19 protein-coding genes are annotated in these 18342 nt (G+C 60.2%); 10 read left to right on the top strand and 9 right to left on the bottom strand.

All coding sequences use genetic code 11. The features are described from left to right. Window positions 1-96 precede the first annotated feature (96 nt). The 4 genes from PseAD21_RS04355 to PseAD21_RS04340 all read right to left on the bottom strand — a co-directional run bounded on the left by PseAD21_RS04355 (window position 97) and on the right by PseAD21_RS04340 (window position 4138). Complete coding sequence (locus PseAD21_RS04355; protein ID WP_003220737.1) at window positions 97-369, bottom strand: oxidative damage protection protein; 273 nt, start codon at window positions 367-369, stop codon at window positions 97-99. Beyond that, a complete protein-coding gene (gene mutY / locus PseAD21_RS04350; RefSeq protein ID WP_102354631.1) occupies window positions 366-1433 on the bottom strand; it encodes an A/G-specific adenine glycosylase in 1068 nt (355 codons plus the stop codon). The genes PseAD21_RS04355 and mutY overlap by 4 nt, the downstream gene beginning before the upstream one ends. Further along, window positions 1430-3655 (bottom strand): AsmA family protein, encoded by a 2226-nt coding sequence (locus tag PseAD21_RS04345; protein WP_102354630.1) that lies wholly within the window; start codon window positions 3653-3655, stop codon window positions 1430-1432. The genes mutY and PseAD21_RS04345 overlap by 4 nt, the downstream gene beginning before the upstream one ends. A gap of 78 nt (window positions 3656-3733) precedes the next feature. Beyond that, window positions 3734-4138, bottom strand: coding sequence for an acetyl-CoA sensor PanZ family protein (locus PseAD21_RS04340; RefSeq protein WP_102354629.1), 405 nt, complete (start codon window positions 4136-4138; stop codon window positions 3734-3736). A gap of 223 nt (window positions 4139-4361) precedes the next feature. Between PseAD21_RS04340 and PseAD21_RS04335 the strand changes: the two genes are divergently transcribed. From PseAD21_RS04335 to PseAD21_RS04300, 7 genes are all read left to right on the top strand, one after another. After that, complete coding sequence (locus PseAD21_RS04335; protein ID WP_102354628.1) at window positions 4362-6026, top strand: OFA family MFS transporter; 1665 nt, start codon at window positions 4362-4364, stop codon at window positions 6024-6026. 265 nt (window positions 6027-6291) lie between these two features. Then, window positions 6292-6885, top strand: coding sequence for an imidazoleglycerol-phosphate dehydratase HisB (gene hisB / locus PseAD21_RS04325; RefSeq protein WP_007909204.1), 594 nt, complete (start codon window positions 6292-6294; stop codon window positions 6883-6885). Continuing rightward, the gene (gene hisH / locus PseAD21_RS04320) at window positions 6885-7523 is read left to right on the top strand and encodes an imidazole glycerol phosphate synthase subunit HisH (protein WP_102354627.1); all 639 of its coding nucleotides are present in this window, start codon (window positions 6885-6887) and stop codon (window positions 7521-7523) included. Before hisB ends, hisH begins: the two co-directional genes overlap by 1 nt. After that, the gene (locus tag PseAD21_RS04315; protein WP_102354626.1) at window positions 7524-7784 is read left to right on the top strand and encodes a DUF2164 domain-containing protein; all 261 of its coding nucleotides are present in this window, start codon (window positions 7524-7526) and stop codon (window positions 7782-7784) included. A 42-nt stretch (window positions 7785-7826) separates the two neighbouring features. Continuing rightward, entirely contained in the window at window positions 7827-8564 is a 738-nt protein-coding gene (gene hisA / locus PseAD21_RS04310; protein WP_102354625.1) for a 1-(5-phosphoribosyl)-5-[(5-phosphoribosylamino)methylideneamino]imidazole-4-carboxamide isomerase, read from the top strand. Between the two features lie 9 nt (window positions 8565-8573). Beyond that, on the top strand, window positions 8574-9344 hold the full coding sequence (hisF, locus tag PseAD21_RS04305) for an imidazole glycerol phosphate synthase subunit HisF (protein ID WP_007909211.1): 771 nt from the start codon (window positions 8574-8576) through the stop codon (window positions 9342-9344). Between the two features lie 73 nt (window positions 9345-9417). Next, the gene (locus PseAD21_RS04300) at window positions 9418-10173 is read left to right on the top strand and encodes an ABC transporter substrate-binding protein (RefSeq protein ID WP_102354624.1); all 756 of its coding nucleotides are present in this window, start codon (window positions 9418-9420) and stop codon (window positions 10171-10173) included. Here the strand turns inward: PseAD21_RS04300 and PseAD21_RS04295 are convergent. The 5 genes from PseAD21_RS04295 to gpmI form a co-directional block, all read right to left on the bottom strand. After that, window positions 10154-11524, bottom strand: a complete 1371-nt coding sequence (locus PseAD21_RS04295) for a Vps62-related protein (RefSeq protein WP_102354623.1) — start codon at window positions 11522-11524, stop codon at window positions 10154-10156. The two genes, PseAD21_RS04300 and PseAD21_RS04295, sit on opposite strands and share 20 nt — an antisense overlap. Before the next feature lie 117 nt (window positions 11525-11641). Continuing rightward, window positions 11642-12418 (bottom strand): divergent polysaccharide deacetylase family protein, encoded by a 777-nt coding sequence (locus PseAD21_RS04290; RefSeq protein WP_102354622.1) that lies wholly within the window; start codon window positions 12416-12418, stop codon window positions 11642-11644. A 2-nt stretch (window positions 12419-12420) separates the two neighbouring features. Next, the gene (locus PseAD21_RS04285) at window positions 12421-13740 is read right to left on the bottom strand and encodes a S41 family peptidase (RefSeq protein ID WP_041071409.1); all 1320 of its coding nucleotides are present in this window, start codon (window positions 13738-13740) and stop codon (window positions 12421-12423) included. 31 nt (window positions 13741-13771) lie between these two features. Next, the gene (locus PseAD21_RS04280) at window positions 13772-15058 is read right to left on the bottom strand and encodes a murein hydrolase activator EnvC (protein WP_102354621.1); all 1287 of its coding nucleotides are present in this window, start codon (window positions 15056-15058) and stop codon (window positions 13772-13774) included. Between the two features lie 242 nt (window positions 15059-15300). After that, window positions 15301-16830, bottom strand: a complete 1530-nt coding sequence (gpmI, locus tag PseAD21_RS04275; RefSeq protein WP_102354620.1) for a 2,3-bisphosphoglycerate-independent phosphoglycerate mutase — start codon at window positions 16828-16830, stop codon at window positions 15301-15303. A gap of 153 nt (window positions 16831-16983) precedes the next feature. Here gpmI and PseAD21_RS04270 point away from each other — a divergent pair, with 153 nt between their 5' ends. The 3 genes from PseAD21_RS04270 to secB are packed head-to-tail and all read left to right on the top strand — an operon-like array spanning window position 16984 to window position 18196. Continuing rightward, window positions 16984-17397, top strand: a complete 414-nt coding sequence (locus tag PseAD21_RS04270) for a rhodanese-like domain-containing protein (RefSeq protein ID WP_102354619.1) — start codon at window positions 16984-16986, stop codon at window positions 17395-17397. A gap of 1 nt (window position 17398) precedes the next feature. Beyond that, window positions 17399-17653: a glutaredoxin 3 gene (grxC, locus tag PseAD21_RS04265; protein ID WP_102354618.1), complete on the top strand. Its 255-nt coding sequence runs from the start codon at window positions 17399-17401 to the stop codon at window positions 17651-17653. 57 nt (window positions 17654-17710) lie between these two features. Then, window positions 17711-18196, top strand: coding sequence for a protein-export chaperone SecB (gene secB, locus PseAD21_RS04260; RefSeq protein ID WP_008080562.1), 486 nt, complete (start codon window positions 17711-17713; stop codon window positions 18194-18196). The last annotated feature ends 146 nt before the right edge of the window (window positions 18197-18342 follow it).

Raw genomic sequence — 18342 nt, 5'->3', positions numbered from 1 at the left:
CGCATTAAAAGGGTTTTTCGGATTTACGTCAACGACTTTTTTAAAATTTCTTAAATTAATTCCGTCGCTTACGATCCGACCCCCGATTTTGCGTGTTTACTCCGCAGGCGGAACGTAGCCTTCGGCCTTGGCGTAATCCTCGCCGGAGAAGTACTTGTCCATTTCGCCCTGAAGATATTTGCGATCTTCGGCGTTCATCATGTTCAGACGCTTTTCGTTGATCAGCAGGGTTTGGTGCTTTTGCCAGTCAGCCCAGGCCTTGGCCGAGACGTGGTCAAAAATATCCTGACCTTTTGCGCCCGGGAAAGGAGCGCGTTCCAGCGCGGGCAATTCTTCTTTGTACTTACGGCACATGATGGTGCGGGTCATGACGACTCTCCTGCGTTCAATACGGCGGCCGCGCGTTCGAGCAAGGTTTTGACCGGGGCAGCAAGGCCCAGGCGCGGCGGGGTGGCGAGGTTATACCAGAGCCAGTCGGCCTCGGCCACGTGATGGGCGGCCTCCTGTACCTGAACCAGCCAGGGTTCGATGGACAGCTGGAAATGGCTGAAGGTGTGGACGAGGCTTGGCAGCGCCTGCTGCTCGCCCATCGTCAGCGAGTGCTGATCGGCGAGATGTTGCAGGTCGTCGAGCTCATCGAGCTCCGGCAGGCTCCACAAGCCGCCCCACAGGCCGCTGGACGGACGGCGATAAAGCAGAATCGCGCCGTCGCCATTGGCCAGCATCGGCATCAGCGTGCGTTTTTGTGGGATCGCCTTGCGCGGCTTGGGGATCGGGTAACGAGTCTCCAGGCCAAGCATGTGCGCCTCGCAGCCCTTTTCCAATGGACACAGCAGGCAGCTCGGTTTGCTGCGTGTGCACAGCGTGGCGCCGAGGTCCATCATCGCCTGGGTATAGGCGTTGACCCGATCGTGCGGCGTGAAACGCTCTGCGTTGGCCCACAGTTGCTTGGCGACCTTGGGCTCGCCCGGGTAACCCTCTTGCGCAGTAAAGCGCGCCAGAACGCGTTTTACGTTGCCATCGAGGATCGGCGCGCGCAGGCCCATGCTGATGCTGGCGATAGCCCCGGCGGTGGACAGGCCGATACCCGGCAGGTCGGTGAGTTTTTCCACATCACGTGGAAATTCACCGCCGTACTGGCTGACGACGATCTTCGCGGTCTTCTGCAGATTGCGCGCGCGGGTGTAGTAACCCAGCCCGGTCCACAGGTGCAGCACTTCGTCCTCCGGCGCTTCGGCCAGCGCTTGCACCGTGGGCAGCGCGGCCATGAAGCGGTCGAAGTAATTGAGCACGGTGCTGACCTGGGTCTGCTGCAACATGATCTCCGACACCCACACCCGATACGGGTTGATGCCTTGCTGCCAAGGCAAATCGTGGCGGCCGTGGCGGTCGAACCATTCCAGCACCGCCGTGGAAAACTGCTCCGCTCTCATCGCTTGAACAGCCCCTTCAATGCGTTTTTCAGTTCAGGGCTGACTTTGTCGCCCAGCTTTTCGTCGATCTTTTCGCTGAGTTTGTCACCGGCCATTTTGGTCGCGACCTGACCCAGGCGTTCGTTGTCCACGCGGCAGGCCTTGGCGCCCAGTTCCAGCGGGCCACGGCAGCGTAGCGGCCATTCGATGCCGACGAATTTCTCGCCGACCTGGCAGGCCGGGTCCGGCATGGCGCTGGTGTCGCCTTCAACGACGATGCCGACGCGGTAATCCATGCCCAGTACCCGCAGGTCGATGTCGCCGTCAGCGTTGACGGTCATGCCGGGGATGCGCACTTTCAGGTCCGGGTTGCTGGCCACGCCATTACGGAAGGTCAGATTGCCCTTGAGTTCCTGGAACGGCGTGTCCTTGCCCCGTGGTTCGCCGCTGAGGGTTTTGCGGTTGAGGGTGGCGATGCCTTTGCACAGTTGCTGTTCAAGGTTGGCGTTGAGCAGCACGCCGTTGTTGATCACGAAACTGGCATTGCCGTTGAGGGTTTCGATCAGCGCCTGCTGGCTGTTGCCGCTGCCGGTGACGTTGCTGGTCAGGGTGACCAGGCCTTTGACCGGTGGGTTCTTGCCCTGGCTTTCGAGGATTTTCTCGACCGGCACGCGGTTGATCCGGGTCTGCAGGTTCAGCACTGGCGCACTCGGGCGTACGTCGAGGGTGCCCTTGGCTTCGAAGTCGCCGTTGTACAGGCCGCCGCGCAGGTTCTCCAGGGTCAGCAGGCCGCCCTGGCCGGAGGCCTTGAGCGCGGCGTTCTGGATCGGCAGCTTGTCGAGGGTCAGTTGGCCGAAGCTCAGGTCGGCGTCGACGTCGAGTTTGGCCAGGCGCTCGACCGGCAGCAGGCGCTCGGTGCTCCAGGCGCTTTTACTCGGCTTGTCCGGCAGCGGCGTGGAGCCAGCGCCGGCCATTGCATCCGCTTCGGTACTGGCGACTTCAGCCTGACGCACTTGCGTGGCGTTTTTGGCCTTGTCCGATTTCGGCGGCAGGTAGCGGTCGACGTCGAAGGTGTCGGCCTTGAGGATCGCCCGCAGCGACTGTTTGGCGAAATCTTCCACGGCAATGCGTCCGCTGAAGCTGCTGTCGTCGAGTTTCAGGTTGATGTTGTCGAGGGCGATGCTGGTCGGCGTGGCGGCCACGCGGCTGACCAGTTCGACCTTGCTCAGGCTGCCTTCGGCCATGGCCGGCAGGGTCTGGCCGATGCTGTCGACGAATTTCGCCAGATCGAACTGGGCGATCGAGATCCCGCCCGTGATCTGTGGGGTCTTGTCGAGGTCGTTGACCTTCAGCTCACCCAAGGCGCGCAACTGGTTGGCGGAGATCTTGATCCCGGTCCATTCGGCGACGTTCGCGGCTTTGTCCAGCAATACCTGGCCTTGGGCGGAGAAGGTCATGGCCTTGCCTTGCAGCGGATCGCCAGTCAGTTCGCCGGACAGTTTCATGTCTTCGAACTTGTAGCGTTGCAGGGCGCGCTCGATGCGCAGCTCGCCGCTGAGCTCGGTGCGCACTCGCAGCACAGGCTGATTGGTGCTGAGGAACGCCGTGGCTTTCAGCGGAATATTGGTCGAATCGTGTACCGCGCCGGTGCTCAGCTGGATGCTTTCGGCGCTGTATTGCTTGCCGGTCTGCTCGTCGTTGTATTCAACGCGGGCGTTGTTGACGGTCAGGCTGTCAATGTCGAGGCGGATCGGCTGCGGCGGTTTTTCCGGTTGGGCGCTGGCCTCTGCAACAGGAGCGCTGGCAGGCAGCGGGCTGCCGGCAGGTGTGGCAGGAGGCGGCAGCTTGCCGATGTCTTCCCAGTTGCCGTGGCCGTTCTTGTCGCGTTTCAGGCGCAGGTTCAAGCCTTCGACACGCACGTCGCTCATCTGCACTTCACGGCGCAACAGCGGCAATACGCGTACGGACAGGCCGAGCATCTGCAGATCGGCATACGGTTCGGTCGGATTGATCAGGGTGGCGATGCTGGCCTCGTGCAGTTCCAGGCCGAGCCAGGGGAACAGGCCCCAGCCGATATCGCCATTGAGCGTCAGCTCGATGTGGGCCTTGTCGCGGGCTATCTGGCGGATCTCGTCTTTGTAGTCGTTGGGATCAAAGAGGTGGGTCAGGGCGAAGCCCGCCGCCACAATGATCAGCAACAGCCCGAGAAGTACCAGACCCAGGATTTTGCCGAACGCTTTCATGGGCGAGTCCTTGTAATTAGTCGAATTCGTAATTTAGCCGGGGAGTATAGCGCTGCATCCGCCCGGTTCGGGGCGCAGTCATGTAGCGATTACTTCCAGCGGCACTTGCAGTTTGGCGGCCAGCGCCTGCGCTTCAAGGTGTCCGGCAGGGGCCAGCAGATGCAGTTGCGCACCCGCTTGCGACGCCATTTTCTGCGCTTGGTTCACCAACCGCTCGGCCACGCCACGGCGCCGGGTAACTTTTCGCACACATAAATGGGACAAATACCAAACGGTGTCATGCCTTGTCAGGCGAGCCGCACCGAGCAGGCGATCATTGAAACGTCCTGCAATCAAAGACCCGTCAGCCAGGCTGCTTTCGATCAACTGGGTGTCCCCGGAATACGGCGTGAACAGCCATTGCGGGGCGTCACGATAGATTTTCTGCAGATCCTGTTGATCCTGGTAATTGGCATCGTTCAGCGCTTGGACAACGATCGGCATGGCTTTTTCCTAAGAAGAACGAGATCAGATGACACGAAAAAGGTGATATCAGTTTGGTTTTTCTGTCACGTGCAAATGGTAACCTTCGCCAGTTCGTCCGTCCTTCTGCGACGTAACGTCGCGCCTTCAAGGAGCTTCACCTAAAAAACGGTCATGCCTGCGTGCATCAAGGCCGAGGGTGAACAGTGGCTGGCGAACCATACTAATAATTGGGGGATACACAATGAGCACGAGCATCACGGCGGGCGGCCTGCAAGTCGACCAGCCCGCGTTCCTGTCCAAGGAACGCATCATCGCCAAGCCCGGTTTCAACCGCTGGCTGGTTCCACCGGCCGCTCTGGCCATTCACCTGTGCATCGGCATGGCCTATGGCTTCTCGGTGTTCTGGTTGCCGCTGTCCAAGGCGCTGGGCGTTACCGCTCCGGTGGCTTGCGCACCGGACATGAGCTTCATCGCACAAGTATTTTCGTCGCAATGCGACTGGCCGATCTCGATGCTCGGCTGGATCTACACCCTGTTCTTCATCTTCCTCGGCTGCTCCGCAGCAATCTGGGGCGGCTGGCTGGAACATGCCGGGCCACGCAAGGCTGGCGTTGTGTCGGCACTGTGCTGGTGCGGCGGTCTGCTGATCTCGGCGCTGGGTATCTATACCCACCAGATCTGGCTGATGTGGATCGGCTCCGGGGTGATCGGTGGTATCGGTCTGGGGCTGGGCTATATCTCGCCGGTGTCGACCCTGATCAAGTGGTTCCCGGACAAGCGCGGCATGGCCACTGGCATGGCGATCATGGGCTTCGGTGGCGGCGCGATGGTCGGTGCACCGCTGGCCGCAGCGCTGATGGGCCACTTCGCTTCGCCAACCAGCGTCGGCGTGTGGCAGAGCTTCCTGGTGATGGCCGCGATTTACTTCGTGTTCATGATCGGTGGGGCGTTGTCCTACCGTGTGCCGCCAACCGGCTGGAAGCCTGAAGGCTGGACCGCTCCGGCGAAAAAAGCGTCGAACTCGATGATCACCCACCGTCACGTGCACGTGAATGTGGCGTGGAAAACCCCGCAATTCCGTCTGGTGTGGCTGGTGCTGTGCCTGAACGTGTCTGCCGGTATCGGCATCCTCGGCATGGCTTCGCCACTGCTGCAGGAAGTGTTCGGCGGCAAACTGCTGGGCGTTGACGTGCCGTTCGGTCAACTGGACGCCGGGCAGCTGGCTTCGATTGCCGCGATTGCTGCCGGTTTCACCGGTCTGCTGAGCCTGTTCAACATCGGTGGCCGGTTCTTCTGGGCTTCGTTCTCGGACTATCTGGGTCGCAAAAACACCTACTTCGTGTTCTTCGCCCTCGGTTTTGCTCTTTACGCACTGATCCCGAACATGGGTCATCTGGGCAACGTTGCGCTGTTCGTGGCGGCGTTCTGCATCATCCTGTCGATGTACGGCGGTGGTTTCGCGACCGTTCCGGCGTATCTGGCCGATCTGTTCGGTACGCAAATGGTCGGCGCGATCCATGGTCGCCTGCTGACCGCCTGGGCTGCGGCCGGTGTGCTCGGTCCGGTGCTGGTCAACTACCTGCGTGAATATCAGCTGAGCATCGGCGTTGAACGCGCGGCTGCTTACGACATCACTCTGTACATCCTCGCCGGTCTGCTGGTGCTGGGCTTCCTGTGCAACCTGCTGGTACGTCCGGTGGACGACAAGTACTTCATGACCGACGCCGAACTGGCTGCCGAGCAGGCGCTGGGCCACGACAAAGGTGCCGACGCCAGCACGGTTCTGGAGTGGAAAGCCGCACCGGGCACCAAGCCGCTGGCAATCGCTGCATGGCTGGTTGTAGGTATTCCGTTGGCGTGGGGTGTGTGGGTGACCCTGCAGAAGACGGCGGTACTGTTTCACTAAGTAAAAACGCTGTAACCCTGTAGGAGTGAGCCTGCTCGCGATAGCGGTCTGACAGTCGACAGAAATGTTGAATGTGAGGGCCCCATCGCGAGCAGGCTCACTCCTACAGTTGTTTTTGGGGTACCTGTAATGGCTTGTATGGACATGTCTACCCGCGACAGCCGGGGCTTCTGTCCGTCAGGCATATCACGTCTCGTGTTTCTGTTTCGGCCCCGCGTGCCTATAATGGCTGCCTTTTTCGCCCAATGATTTTGCGGAGCTGGTGATGGCCGAACGTAAGGCGTCTGTCGAGCGCGACACTCTGGAAACCCAGATCAAAGCCTCGATCAACCTTGATGGCACCGGAAAGGCCCGATTCGATATCGGTGTTCCTTTTCTTGAGCACATGCTGGATCAGATCGCCCGTCACGGGTTGATCGACCTGGATATCGAATGCAAGGGCGATCTGCATATCGACGACCACCATACGGTGGAAGACGTCGGTATCACCCTCGGTCAGGCGTTTGCCAAAGCCATCGGCGATAAAAAAGGCATCCGTCGCTATGGTCACGCCTACGTGCCGCTTGATGAAGCGCTATCGCGCGTGGTGATCGATTTCTCCGGTCGTCCTGGCCTGCAGATGCACGTGCCGTACACCCGCGCCACCGTCGGCGGCTTCGACGTCGACCTGTTCCAGGAATTCTTCCAGGGCTTCGTCAACCACGCGCTGGTCAGCCTGCACATCGACAACCTGCGTGGCACCAACACCCACCACCAGATCGAAACCGTGTTCAAGGCTTTCGGCCGCGCGCTGCGCATGGCCGTCGAGCTGGATGAGCGCATGGCCGGGCAAATGCCATCGACCAAAGGCGTTCTGTAATGCAGACGGTTGCAGTTATCGACTACGGCATGGGCAACCTGCACTCGGTGGCCAAGGCCCTCGAGCACGTCGGTGCCGGCAAGGTGCTGATCACCAGCGACGCTGACGTGATCCGCGAAGCCGACCGCGTGGTATTCCCAGGTGTTGGCGCAATTCGCGACTGCATGGCGGAGATCCGTCGCCTCGGTTTCGATTCTCTGGTGCGTGAAGTCAGTCAGGATCGCCCATTCCTCGGCATCTGTGTCGGCATGCAAGCCTTGCTCGACACCAGCGAAGAGAACGACGGCGTCGACTGCATCGGCCTGTTCCCGGGCGCGGTGAAGTTCTTCGGCAAAGACCTGCATGAAGACGGCGAGCACCTGAAAGTCCCGCACATGGGCTGGAACGAAGTGCAGCAGAAGGTCAGCCACCCGCTGTGGCATGACATTCCGGACATGGCGCGTTTCTACTTTGTGCACAGCTACTACATCGCCGCTGCCAACGCGCGGCAGGTGGTGGGTGGCGGTCACTACGGCGTCGATTTCGCTGCGGCGCTGGCCGATGGCTCGCGTTTTGCCGTGCAGTTCCACCCGGAGAAGAGCCACACCCATGGCCTGCAATTGCTGCAGAACTTCGCGGCGTGGGACGGTCGCTGGTAAATGGCTGCCAAGAAGTCCAAACCGCTGATCCTGACCCTCACTCCTGAACAGGAAAGCGAGGCCAATCGCAAGATCCAGCGGTTCATGGAAGACCGATTCGAACTGGACCTGGGTTCGTTCGAAGCGGCGGAAATTCTTGAGCTGTTTACCCGTGAAATTGCTCCGCACTATTACAACAGGGCGATTTTCGATGTGCAGACCCACCTCAAAGAGCGGTTTGAAAGCATCGAAAGCGACCTGTGGGCGCTCGAGAAAAACTGATTTCCGAGCCAAGCTGAACATTCAAATTTGAAGGTTTGCCAGATGCTGATTATTCCCGCTATCGATCTCAAAGACGGTGCCTGCGTACGTCTGCGCCAGGGCCGCATGGAAGATTCCACAGTGTTCTCCGATGACCCGGTGAGCATGGCTGCCAAGTGGGTGGAGGGCGGTTGCCGTCGTCTGCATCTGGTCGACCTGAACGGCGCTTTCGAAGGCCAGCCGGTCAACGGCGAAGTGGTCACCGCGATCGCCAAGCGCTCCCCGCCCCTGCCGATCCAGATCGGCGGCGGCATTCGTTCGCTGGAAACCATCGAGCACTACGTCAAGGCCGGCGTGAGCTACGTGATCATCGGCACCAAAGCCGTAAAAGATCCGGCGTTCGTCGCTGAGGCCTGCCGTGCGTTCCCGGGCAAGATCATCGTTGGTCTGGATGCCAAAGACGGTTTCGTCGCCACCGATGGCTGGGCTGAAATCAGCAGCGTGCAGGTCATCGATCTGGCCAAGCAGTTTGAAGCCGATGGCGTGTCCTCGATCGTTTATACCGACATCGCCAAAGACGGCATGATGCAGGGCTGCAATGTGCCGTTCACCGCTGCGCTGGCTGCTGCTACCAAGATCCCGGTGATCGCTTCCGGCGGTATCCACAACCTGGGTGACATCAAGTCGCTGCTCGACGCCAAGGCGCCAGGCATCATCGGCGCCATCACCGGCCGGGCGATTTATGAAGGCACCCTCGACGTCGCCGAAGCGCAAGCTTTCTGCGATTCGTACAAAGGCTGAGGACTGACCATGGCGCTGGCCAAACGCATCATCCCTTGCCTGGACGTGGACAACGGCCGGGTCGTCAAGGGTGTGAAGTTCGAGAATATCCGCGACGCCGGTGACCCGGTGGAAATCGCCCGTCGCTATGACGAGCAGGGTGCCGACGAGATTACCTTCCTCGACATCACCGCCAGCGTCGATGGCCGCGACACCACGCTACATACCGTCGAGCGCATGGCCAGCCAGGTGTTCATTCCGCTGACCGTTGGCGGTGGCGTGCGCACCGTGCAGGATATCCGCAACCTGCTCAATGCCGGTGCGGACAAGGTGTCGATCAACACCGCTGCCGTTTTCAACCCGGAATTCGTTGGCGAAGCCGCACAGCATTTCGGCTCGCAATGCATCGTCGTCGCCATTGACGCAAAGAAGGTGTCCGGTCCGGGTGAAACCCCGCGCTGGGAAATCTTCACTCACGGCGGGCGCAAGCCGACCGGTCTCGACGCCGTCGAGTGGGCGAAGAAGATGGAAGGCCTGGGGGCCGGCGAGATCCTGCTGACCAGCATGGATCAGGACGGCATGAAAAACGGCTTTGACCTCGGTGTAACCCGTGCCATCAGCGATGCGCTGGGCATTCCGGTAATTGCTTCGGGCGGAGTCGGCAACCTGCAGCACCTGGCTGACGGCATCCTCGAAGGGCACGCCAGTGCGGTGCTCGCCGCGAGTATTTTCCACTTCGGTGAATACACCGTGCAGGAAGCGAAAGCGTATATGGCCAAACGCGGCATCGTGATGCGCTAATCCGTACAGGCCAGTGGACAGTATGGCGTACCCAAGGCACTCTTGGGCACGCCATGGATTCCGGTAGCCCGACATGATCAAACGCCTGCTTCTTGTTCTCGCCAGTGCTTCTGTGTTGTTGCTCAATACGGCGCGGGCGGAAAACAGTCCTGACACCGATCTGGTGCTTCTCACCGAAAACTTCCCGCCCTACAACATGGCGAAAGACGGCAAGAACTTCGCCAAGGGCGAGAACATCAATGGTATCGCCACCGACATCGTGCGCGAGATGTTCAAGCGTGCCGGGCTCACCTACAGCCTGACACTGCGCTTCCCTTGGGAGCGGGTCTACAAACTGGCGTTGGAAAACCCCGGTTATGGCGCTTTCGTGATGGCGCGTCTGCCGGATCGCGAGAATCTATTCAAATGGGTCGGCCCGATCGGTCCCGACGACTGGATCATGTTGGCAAGAGCCGACAGCAAAATCACCCTCGAAACCCTCAACGATGCGCGCAAATACAAGATCGGTGCCTACAAGGGCGATGCGATTGCCGAAACGTTGACCAGGCAAGGCTTGCAGCCGCTGGTTGTCCTGCGTGATCAGGACAATGCGAAAAAACTGGTCAACGGCCAGATCGATCTGTGGGCCACCGGGGATCCTGCCGGGCGTTATCTGGCGCGGCAGGATGGAGTCACTGGACTCAAGACCGTATTGCGCTTCAACAGCGCCGAACTGTACCTGGCGCTGAACAAAGACGTAGCTGACACCGTCGTCGCCAAGCTGCAGGCAGCGCTGGATCAGATGCGCAAAGACGGTGTCGTCGACGAGATCATGTCTCGCTATCTGTAACGGTTGCTATCGGCGGCTCAGGTTGTACAGCGGAGACTGGCTTGGCTGTTTCAGTGATGGGCGGGGTAACTGGCGCTGCCATTGTCTGTAGCGACGGGGTGATAGTCTCAGGTTCCTCGGGCGTGTACTCAGTGATGTGCAGGCTGTTGCCATCGGTGTAGCTGAAGCTATCTGTTACTGGTGTACCGTCTGCGCGCAGCAGCCTGTAGTCACTTTGAATCAGATAAACCGCCACCGTTCTGTTTTTTGGCGCGAATGCGATGATCTCCATGGGTATCGAATTGAACCACTCGGTGGAGTGGGGCTTGCTCTGAGTGAAATCATCTTCAAGGTGCGCCGAGAATGCCATCGCCGTTGGCATGCTGGATTGCCATTGACCTTCAAACTTTACCGAAGTCGCTCTGGCGAAAATCAAGAGGCTGGCAGGACCCTGGACGCGTGGCGCCGTCCACCTGAATGTCCTGTTCGCTGACTCTGGATTATGTTCATGACCGACAAGCAGATACCGGTCAGTTCTTTGCAGAAGATAAAAGGGCGATGAACGCAGTTGTTCCAGAGGCGTGAGCAACGGGTCTTTGATGGTGAACCACGGCAGTTTGGCGGTATGGGTGGACGTGTCCAGTTCGCTCGGTGGTATGCGTCCGTTCAGTGTTGGCGCGACTGGGCGGGCGTTCATCTTCAGCGCAATCGGCATGCGTAATGAATAGGCTGAGAAACTCTCGGGTCTGGCGTAGCCGTTGTCACTTATCGCGATACCGGGTGCAAGGTGAGTTTCCCCAGGCGCAGCCACTGGAGGAGCGATGCTCCAAACGCTGACACTTTGTTTTGCGCCGCTGCCCTTGTCGCTCCAGATCAGTTCGTTGACTTTCGAGGCGGTCACCAGATCGGCACGGACGCAGCGAACAGCATTGAGCGACGGTTTATCGTGATCATTGGAGCAGACGCAACCCAAGGCTACATAGCCCTCCGGGGGAATGGGTCGCCAAATGGCCCCGTCTTTTTTCGATCCTGAGCCTGAATCTTTCCAGATCAACTCGAAGTCATCCGGTCGCCTTAATGCCTTGCCCTTGGCGGGGTCTGTGCTGGCTACCTGCGCCTCGCAAACCACGACAGCCACGGCGCTGGCGTTATTGAGGTTGTCGAATCCGGCAGCGATCACATCACCTAGCGGAAAATAGCCCGGCAACGCATCCGGCGCCGGGGTCGGGCGCCAGAAGGCAGCGGGTTTCGCCCGCGAGCCGGCGCTGTCCCAGATTCGGTGAAACTCCGTGGTGAAGTTGATCAGCAGGTTGTCGTGCCTGATGGGTTCCATATGCCTGGTTGGTGTTGCGGCTTCGTCATGAATAGTCATAGTCAGTCCTGATAATGAACGGCGACTCAAGGGAGTCGCGACCCGTTGCAGGTCTTACTATCCGGATGTGCGCCAGGCCTCTGGCGGTAACTATGTATTCAATGTCGTGACACGGTATTACCGATAAACACCGTCTTTGCCATGGCCGGCCATGGCGCGATTGCTACGTACGCTAATCATCTGCTTGATGTCGATCCACTCGATGCCTTGAGCCTTCAGCTTCGGCAGTTCGCGCTCCAGCACTGCCAGCGTCTGCGGATACGGGTGGCCGATCATCACCGCTGAACCCTGCTTGCGCGCCAGGTTGATCGCCGTCTGCAACTGGGTGTAGATCGCCGCTTCAGTGCGCTCGTCATCGAGAAACACGTCCCGCGAGACACTCGCCAGATCGATCTTCTGGGCCTGCTGTGCGGCGACGGTTTGCGCACTGGTGCGGCTGTCGACGAAGAACTTGTGACGGCGCTGCAACTCGCCCATCAGCCACGCCATCGCCACCGGTTGCGCGGTCATGCGGCTGCCCATGTGGTTATTGATGCCGGCGGTGTAGGGGACCATTTTGAAGGCTGCATCGAGGCGCTTTTCCAGCTCTTCGAGGGGCAGGTCGGGGTGCCAGGCGTATGGGCCGGTGGCCGGATCCATGGGCATGTGCAGGATCACGATCTTGCCGGCGCGGTGAGCTTCGTGGGCGAATTCGGTGGCGTGCGGGGTGTCGGGCATGATCGCCGTGGTCACCGGGCCGGGCAGGGCCAGCACGCGGCGATCCCGGGGCAGGTTCTGCCCCAGGTCGTCGATGATCAGTGTCAGGTAGGCTTTTTGCGGAGTGGTTCTGGCGGGCTCTGCGTGAGCAGCACCCGCCAGACAGCACAGCAGGACGAAGAGAAAACGCAAAGACATCCTCAACGGCCGGAAGTGATGCTCAGGCCTTTGAGCAGGCTCAGGGCCTGGGCCAACTGGTAATCGTCATCCTGCGGCATAGCCTTGGCCTTGGCGCCGGAACCGGTCGGCTTGTCCGCGCCGCCGTTGCCGTTGCCCAGGTGACCTTGCAGGTCCGCTTCCTTGAAGTAGTCGCCGTCCGCCTCGTTGGTGATCTTGGCCTTGCGCACTTCGATGTCCGGGACGATGCCCTGGGCCTGGATCGAGCGGCCGTTCGGCGTGAAGTACAGCGCCGTGGTGATCTTCAGTGCGCGGTCGTTATTCAGCGGCAGCACGGTCTGCACCGAGCCTTTGCCGAAACTGGTGGTGCCCATGACCACGGCGCGTTTCTGATCCTGCAGGGCGCCGGCGACGATTTCCGAGGCAGAGGCGCTGCCACCGTTGATCAGCACCACCATTGGCACCGCTTCGCTTTCGTCCTTGCCGGTGGCAGAGAAGCGCAGCTCGGAGTTGGCGATCCGGCCTTTGGTGTAGACGATCAGGCCTTTCTTGATGAAGTGGTCGACCACTTCCACCGCCGCCTGCAGCACCCCGCCCGGGTTGTTGCGCAGGTCGAGGATGATGCCGTTGAGTTTCTTGCCGTTGTCCTTGCGCAGCTTGGCCAGGGCCTTGGAAACTTCTTCGCCGGTCTTGACCTGGAACTGGGTGATGCGTATGTAGCCGTAGCCCGATTCCAGCAGCTGTGCCTTGACGCTCTTCACTTGAATCACGGCGCGGGCCAGGGTCACGTCGAATGGTGTGCCGCCGTCACGGACCAGGGTCAGAGTGATCTTCTGACCGATCTTGCCGCGCATCTTGTCCACGGCTTCGGTCATGGTCTGGCCGCGAGTCGGCTGGCCGTTGATCTTGACGATGAAGTCACCGGCCTGGATACCGGCCTTCGACGCAGGCGTGTCGTCGATTGGCGACACGACTTTGATGAAGCCGTCTTCAGAACCGACTTCGATGCCCAGGCCGCCGAATTCACCGCTGGTGCTTTCCTGCAGCTCGGTGAAGTCTTCGGGGCCGAGATAGGCGGAGTGCGGATCGAGGTTGCTGAGCATGCCCTTGATTGCGTTTTCCAGCAGGGTCTTGTCGTCCACCGGCTCGACATAGGCAGCCTTGATCCGATCCATCACCTCGGCGAAGGTGCGCAGCTCTTCCAGCGGCAACGGTGCCTTGGCGGTCGCGGCAGTGCCTGCCGGAGCGACGGCCGGGGCCGGTTGAGCAGCGAACGCCAGAGGCGCGCCGATCACCAGGGCGATCGTCAGGGCCAGCGAGGTAAGGCGGGACAAATGCAGCATGTCGAACGAACTCCTGAATTAGGCGACGCGCTTATCCTTGCGCGTGACACCATTGCGCCGGATCACTCGGGTGACCCTGCTGACGAATTGCGAAATACAGCGCAGGCGTGTCCTGACCGCCACTGTTACCTACAGTGGAAATCGACTCACCGGCTTTTACCACGTCACCGGCCGACTTGAGCAGCGTCTGGTTGTGACCGTAAAGACTCAGATACCCATTGCCGTGATCGAGGATCACCAGCAGCCCGGCACCGCGCAACCAGTCGGCGAACACCACGCGCCCGCCGTGTACGGCATGCACCTGGCTGCCGGCGGCGGCGCTGATCATCACGCCGTCCCATTTGGTGCGGGCATCGTCGCCACGGCTTTCGCCGAAGCGTGCCAGCAGTCGACCATCAACCGGCCACGGAAGTTTTCCCCGGGTTGCAGCAAAAGGGCCACCGAAGGTCTCGCCGCTGCTGGAAACCAGCGCGCCTGGGGTTGATTTGACCGGTTTTCGTGGGGCGTCGCTGTTATCAGCCTGCGCCTCACGCAAACGCTTTTTTTCCGCTTCCTGCTGGGCGATCAGCGCTTTCTGCCGCGCTTCTTCTGCCTCACGGGCCTGGCGGGCCAGGGTTTCTTCAATGGTTTTAAGGACTTTAGACAGGTCTGCCTGATCCTGCTCGCGGGCGGCGAGTTTCTGATCGCGCGCCTTTACATCGTCGTTGAGCTTGGCGAGGACCTGCTGGCGTTCCTTGCGAACTTTGTCGAGTTCATCGCGTTGAGTGTCGAGGCTGCTTTTCTGGACCAGCAATTGCGCTTGCTGGGCGGCGATGTCTTGTTCGACATTGGCCAGTTGGCGCAGGGTTTCGTTGAAGTTCTTCAACTGCTCCAGGCGGGCCTGGCTCAGGTAGTCGTAATAGGTGAGGGTGCGGGCGAATTTCTCGGGATTCTGCTGGTTGAGCAACAGCTTGAGGTATTCCTGACGGCCGTTCTGATAGGCCGCACGGGCCTGGATGGCGATCAGTCGCTGCTGTTCAGTGCGTGCGCTCTGGAGTTTTTTTTTCTCCGTATCGAGTCGCTGCAGTTCGGATTCGCTTTTCTTCAGCTCTTTTTGCAGCGCATCGATCTGCTTTTCGAGCTTGCCCATCTCGGTTTCAGTGCCCTTGAGCTCTTTCTGTACGCCGGATTTTTCTTCCTGAACCTTGTTCAGCAGCTTTTTCAGCTCGGCAATATCCTGACGCGTGGCATCCAACTGCTGTTGGGTTTGCGCGCGCTCGTCAGCGAAGGCCGGTTGGAGCAGGCAGGTCAGAGCGAGGGCGATCAGGACGCGGAGCATAGAGGCGGGCGGCACCAGGGTAAGGGACGGCCTAGTATGCCCGCCCGACGCTGCAAAAAAAACGCCCAATTGGGCTTGTGTGATAACTGGAGCAGATTCGGTATTAAAAATAGCGCAAAACCAATGTGGGAGCGGGCTTGCTCGCGAATGCGGTGCGTCAGCAACGTTGATGTTGACTGACCCACCGCATTCGCGAGCAAGCCCGCTCCCACAGGGGTTTGCGGTGTTTTGGCGATTCGGGGTTAGACCAGAATCGACGTGCCAGTCATTTCCGCCGGTTTTTCCAGGCCCAGCAGCATCAGCATGGTCGGTGCCACGTCCGCCAGTACGCCGCCTTCGCGAACCTTGAGGTCACGCTTGCCGACATAAATGAACGGTACCGGCTCCGTGGTGTGAGCGGTGTGCGCCTGGCCGGTGGAGGCGTCGGACATCTGCTCGACGTTGCCGTGGTCGGCGGTGATCAGCGCTTCGCCGCCGACTTTTTCCAGTGCCTCGACGATGCGGCCGACGCAGGTGTCCAGGCATTCCACGGCTTTCACTGCAGCGTCGAACACGCCGCTGTGGCCGACCATGTCGCCGTTGGCGTAGTTGACCACGATCACGTCGTAACGCTGGTGCTCGATGGCGTCGACGATGCGGTCGGTGACTTCTGGCGCGCTCATTTCCGGTTGCAGGTCGTAGGTGGCGACTTTCGGCGACGGGATCAGGATGCGCTCTTCGCCCGGGAACGGTTCTTCACGACCACCGGAGAAGAAGAAGGTCACGTGCGCGTATTTTTCGGTTTCCGCGATACGCAGCTGGGTCTTGCCGTTCTTCGCCAGGTAGTCGCCGAGCACGTTTTCCAGGCTGCCGGCGGCGAAGGCCGATGGCGCAGGGATGCTGGCGGCGTATTGGGTCAGCATGACGAAACCGGCCAGTTTTGGCTGGCGCGCGCGCTCGAACTCCTTGAAATCGTCTTCGACGAATACGCGGGTCAGCTCGCGGGCACGGTCGGCGCGGAAGTTCATGAACACCACGGCGTCGCCGTCTTCAACCTTGACCGGCTCGCCGATGGTGGTGGCCTTGACGAATTCGTCGCTCTCGCCACGGGCGTAGGCTGCGTCGAGACCCTCCTGGGCGGTGGCGGCGTTGAATTCGGCGTTGCCGTCGACGATCAGGTTGTAGGCCTGGGATACGCGGTCCCAGCGGTTGTCACGGTCCATCGCGTAATAGCGACCGACGATGCTGGCGATGCGGCCCTTGCCGAGTGCATGGAAAGTCGCGTCGAGCAGTTCGATCGACGACGTGGCGCTTTTCGGTGGCGTGTCGCGGCCGTCGAGGAAGGCGTGCAGGTAGATTTTCTCGGCACCGCGCTTGAAGGCCAGTTCGGCCATGGCGATCAGGTGATCCTGGTGGCTGTGCACGCCGCCATCCGACAGCAGGCCCATGAAGTGCACGGCTTTACCGGCAGCCACGGCTTTATCCACCGCAGCGCAGATGGTCGGGTTCTCGAAGAACTCGCCGTCGCGGATCGCTTTGGTCACGCGGGTAAAGTCCTGATACACCACGCGACCGGCGCCGAGGTTCATGTGGCCGACTTCGGAGTTGCCCATCTGGCCGTCCGGCAGGCCGACGTCCATACCGCTGCCCGAGATCAAACCGTTCGGCACGCTGGCCCACAGGCGATCGAGTACCGGCTTGTTCGCCGCATACACGGCATTGGATTCGTGGCTGTCACTGTGACCGAAGCCGTCGAGAATCATCAGGACCAAAGGTTTAGGCGTGGTAGTCATGGAATCCACTCGTGGCTAATAAAGAAGAGGGCGATGGAAAAGGGAGTGGCAGTTTAATGCGAAGTTCCTGCGGCGTCACCGCCGGACGGGGTTTGGCCCACCATGGCTGCTGTGTATACTGGCCGACATTTTAACGCCCTGGAACCTCCTTCGATGGTTGCTCACCTGATTGAATTTGCCACTAACCACTACATTCTTGTCGGTATCTTCGTCGTACTGCTGGCCCTGTTGCTTGCCCACACGATGCAGGGCGGCGGTAAAAGCCTGAGCACCGGCGAGCTGACCGCTCTGGTCAACAAAGAAGCAGGCGTGGTGGTGGACATCCGTCCGGCCAAGGATTTCGCTGCTGGCCATATCGTTGGCGCGGTGAACATTCCCCAGGACAAGCTGGCTGCACGAATCGGCGAGCTGGAAAAGCACAAGGCCAAGACCATCATTCTGGTCGACGCCCTGGGCCAGACCGCCGGCACCCACGCCCGCGAACTGATGAAATCCGGCTTCACCGCCGCCAAGCTGTCCGGCGGGATCTCCAGCTGGAAAGGCGACAACCTGCCGCTGGTGAAGTGATATGAGCGAAGTCATCGTCTACTCCAGCGATTACTGCCCTTACTGCTCGCGAGCCAAGTACCTGCTCGAGAACAAAGGCGTGGCCTTCGAAGAGATCAAGGTCGATGGCAAGCCGCAGGTGCGCGCCGAAATGACCCAGAAAGCCGGGCGCACGTCCGTGCCGCAGATCTGGATCGGCAGCAAGCACATCGGCGGTTGTGATGATTTGTATGCCCTGGAGCGCGCCGGCAAGCTCGACGCGCTGCTCAAGGCCTGAACGGCTGCACCCACGTACAGCAATCCCTAAAAGACCCAAGATCAGAAAGGATCTGAGATGACTGACCAACAGAACACTGCAGCCAGCGAAGAAGAAACCGCACCGCAATTCTCCTTGCAGCGCATCTACGTACGCGATCTGTCCTTCGAAGCCCCGAAAAGCCCGGCGATCTTCCGCCAGCAGTGGGACCCGACCGTCGGTCTGGATCTGAACACCCGTCAGAAAGAGCTGGAAGGCGATTTCTACGAAGTCGTGCTGACCCTGTCCGTTACCGTGAAAAACGGCGACGAAGTCGCCTTCATCGCTGAAGTGCAGCAGGCCGGTATCTTCCTGATCAAGAACCTGGACGCGGCTTCGATGAGCCACACTCTGGGTGCGTTCTGCCCGAACATCCTGTTCCCGTACGCTCGCGAAACCCTGGACAGCCTGGTGACCCGCGGTTCGTTCCCGGCCCTGATGCTGGCTCCGGTGAACTTCGACGCCCTGTACGCGCAAGAGCTGCAGCGCATGCAGGAAAGCGGCGAAACGCCAACCGTTCAATAAACGGTCCTGGCTACAACGAAAAAAGCGCCGTAACAGGCGCTTTTTTCTTGGCTGATCGTTCCCACGCTCCGCGTGGGAATGCCTCTGGGGACGCTCCGCGTCCAGTGACGCGGAGCGTCACGGGCTGCATTCCCACGCAGAGCGTG

This window comes from Pseudomonas sp. AD21, assembly GCF_002878485.1.
GTDB lineage: Bacteria > Pseudomonadota > Gammaproteobacteria > Pseudomonadales > Pseudomonadaceae > Aquipseudomonas.
The sequence above is the reverse complement of the archived record's forward strand: the minus strand, read 5'-3'. Positions and strand labels throughout refer to the sequence as shown.

Coding starts and splice junctions, on each gene's coding strand:
- hisB (WP_007909204.1), top strand. CDS start 6,292: ATGGCCGAACGTAAGGCGTCTGTCGAGCGCGACACTCTGGAAACCCAG.
- PseAD21_RS04270 (WP_102354619.1), top strand. CDS start 16,984: ATGGTTGCTCACCTGATTGAATTTGCCACTAACCACTACATTCTTGTC.
- hisA (WP_102354625.1), top strand. CDS start 7,827: ATGCTGATTATTCCCGCTATCGATCTCAAAGACGGTGCCTGCGTACGT.
- PseAD21_RS04285 (WP_041071409.1), bottom strand. CDS start 13,740: ATGCTGCATTTGTCCCGCCTTACCTCGCTGGCCCTGACGATCGCCCTG.
- PseAD21_RS04315 (WP_102354626.1), top strand. CDS start 7,524: ATGGCTGCCAAGAAGTCCAAACCGCTGATCCTGACCCTCACTCCTGAA.
- hisF (WP_007909211.1), top strand. CDS start 8,574: ATGGCGCTGGCCAAACGCATCATCCCTTGCCTGGACGTGGACAACGGC.
- PseAD21_RS04290 (WP_102354622.1), bottom strand. CDS start 12,418: ATGTCTTTGCGTTTTCTCTTCGTCCTGCTGTGCTGTCTGGCGGGTGCT.
- PseAD21_RS04300 (WP_102354624.1), top strand. CDS start 9,418: ATGATCAAACGCCTGCTTCTTGTTCTCGCCAGTGCTTCTGTGTTGTTG.
- grxC (WP_102354618.1), top strand. CDS start 17,399: ATGAGCGAAGTCATCGTCTACTCCAGCGATTACTGCCCTTACTGCTCG.
- PseAD21_RS04295 (WP_102354623.1), bottom strand. CDS start 11,524: ATGACTATTCATGACGAAGCCGCAACACCAACCAGGCATATGGAACCC.
- PseAD21_RS04340 (WP_102354629.1), bottom strand. CDS start 4,138: ATGCCGATCGTTGTCCAAGCGCTGAACGATGCCAATTACCAGGATCAA.
- mutY (WP_102354631.1), bottom strand. CDS start 1,433: ATGAGAGCGGAGCAGTTTTCCACGGCGGTGCTGGAATGGTTCGACCGC.
- hisH (WP_102354627.1), top strand. CDS start 6,885: ATGCAGACGGTTGCAGTTATCGACTACGGCATGGGCAACCTGCACTCG.
- PseAD21_RS04345 (WP_102354630.1), bottom strand. CDS start 3,655: ATGAAAGCGTTCGGCAAAATCCTGGGTCTGGTACTTCTCGGGCTGTTG.
- PseAD21_RS04335 (WP_102354628.1), top strand. CDS start 4,362: ATGAGCACGAGCATCACGGCGGGCGGCCTGCAAGTCGACCAGCCCGCG.
- gpmI (WP_102354620.1), bottom strand. CDS start 16,830: ATGACTACCACGCCTAAACCTTTGGTCCTGATGATTCTCGACGGCTTC.
- PseAD21_RS04355 (WP_003220737.1), bottom strand. CDS start 369: ATGACCCGCACCATCATGTGCCGTAAGTACAAAGAAGAATTGCCCGCG.
- secB (WP_008080562.1), top strand. CDS start 17,711: ATGACTGACCAACAGAACACTGCAGCCAGCGAAGAAGAAACCGCACCG.
- PseAD21_RS04280 (WP_102354621.1), bottom strand. CDS start 15,058: ATGCTCCGCGTCCTGATCGCCCTCGCTCTGACCTGCCTGCTCCAACCG.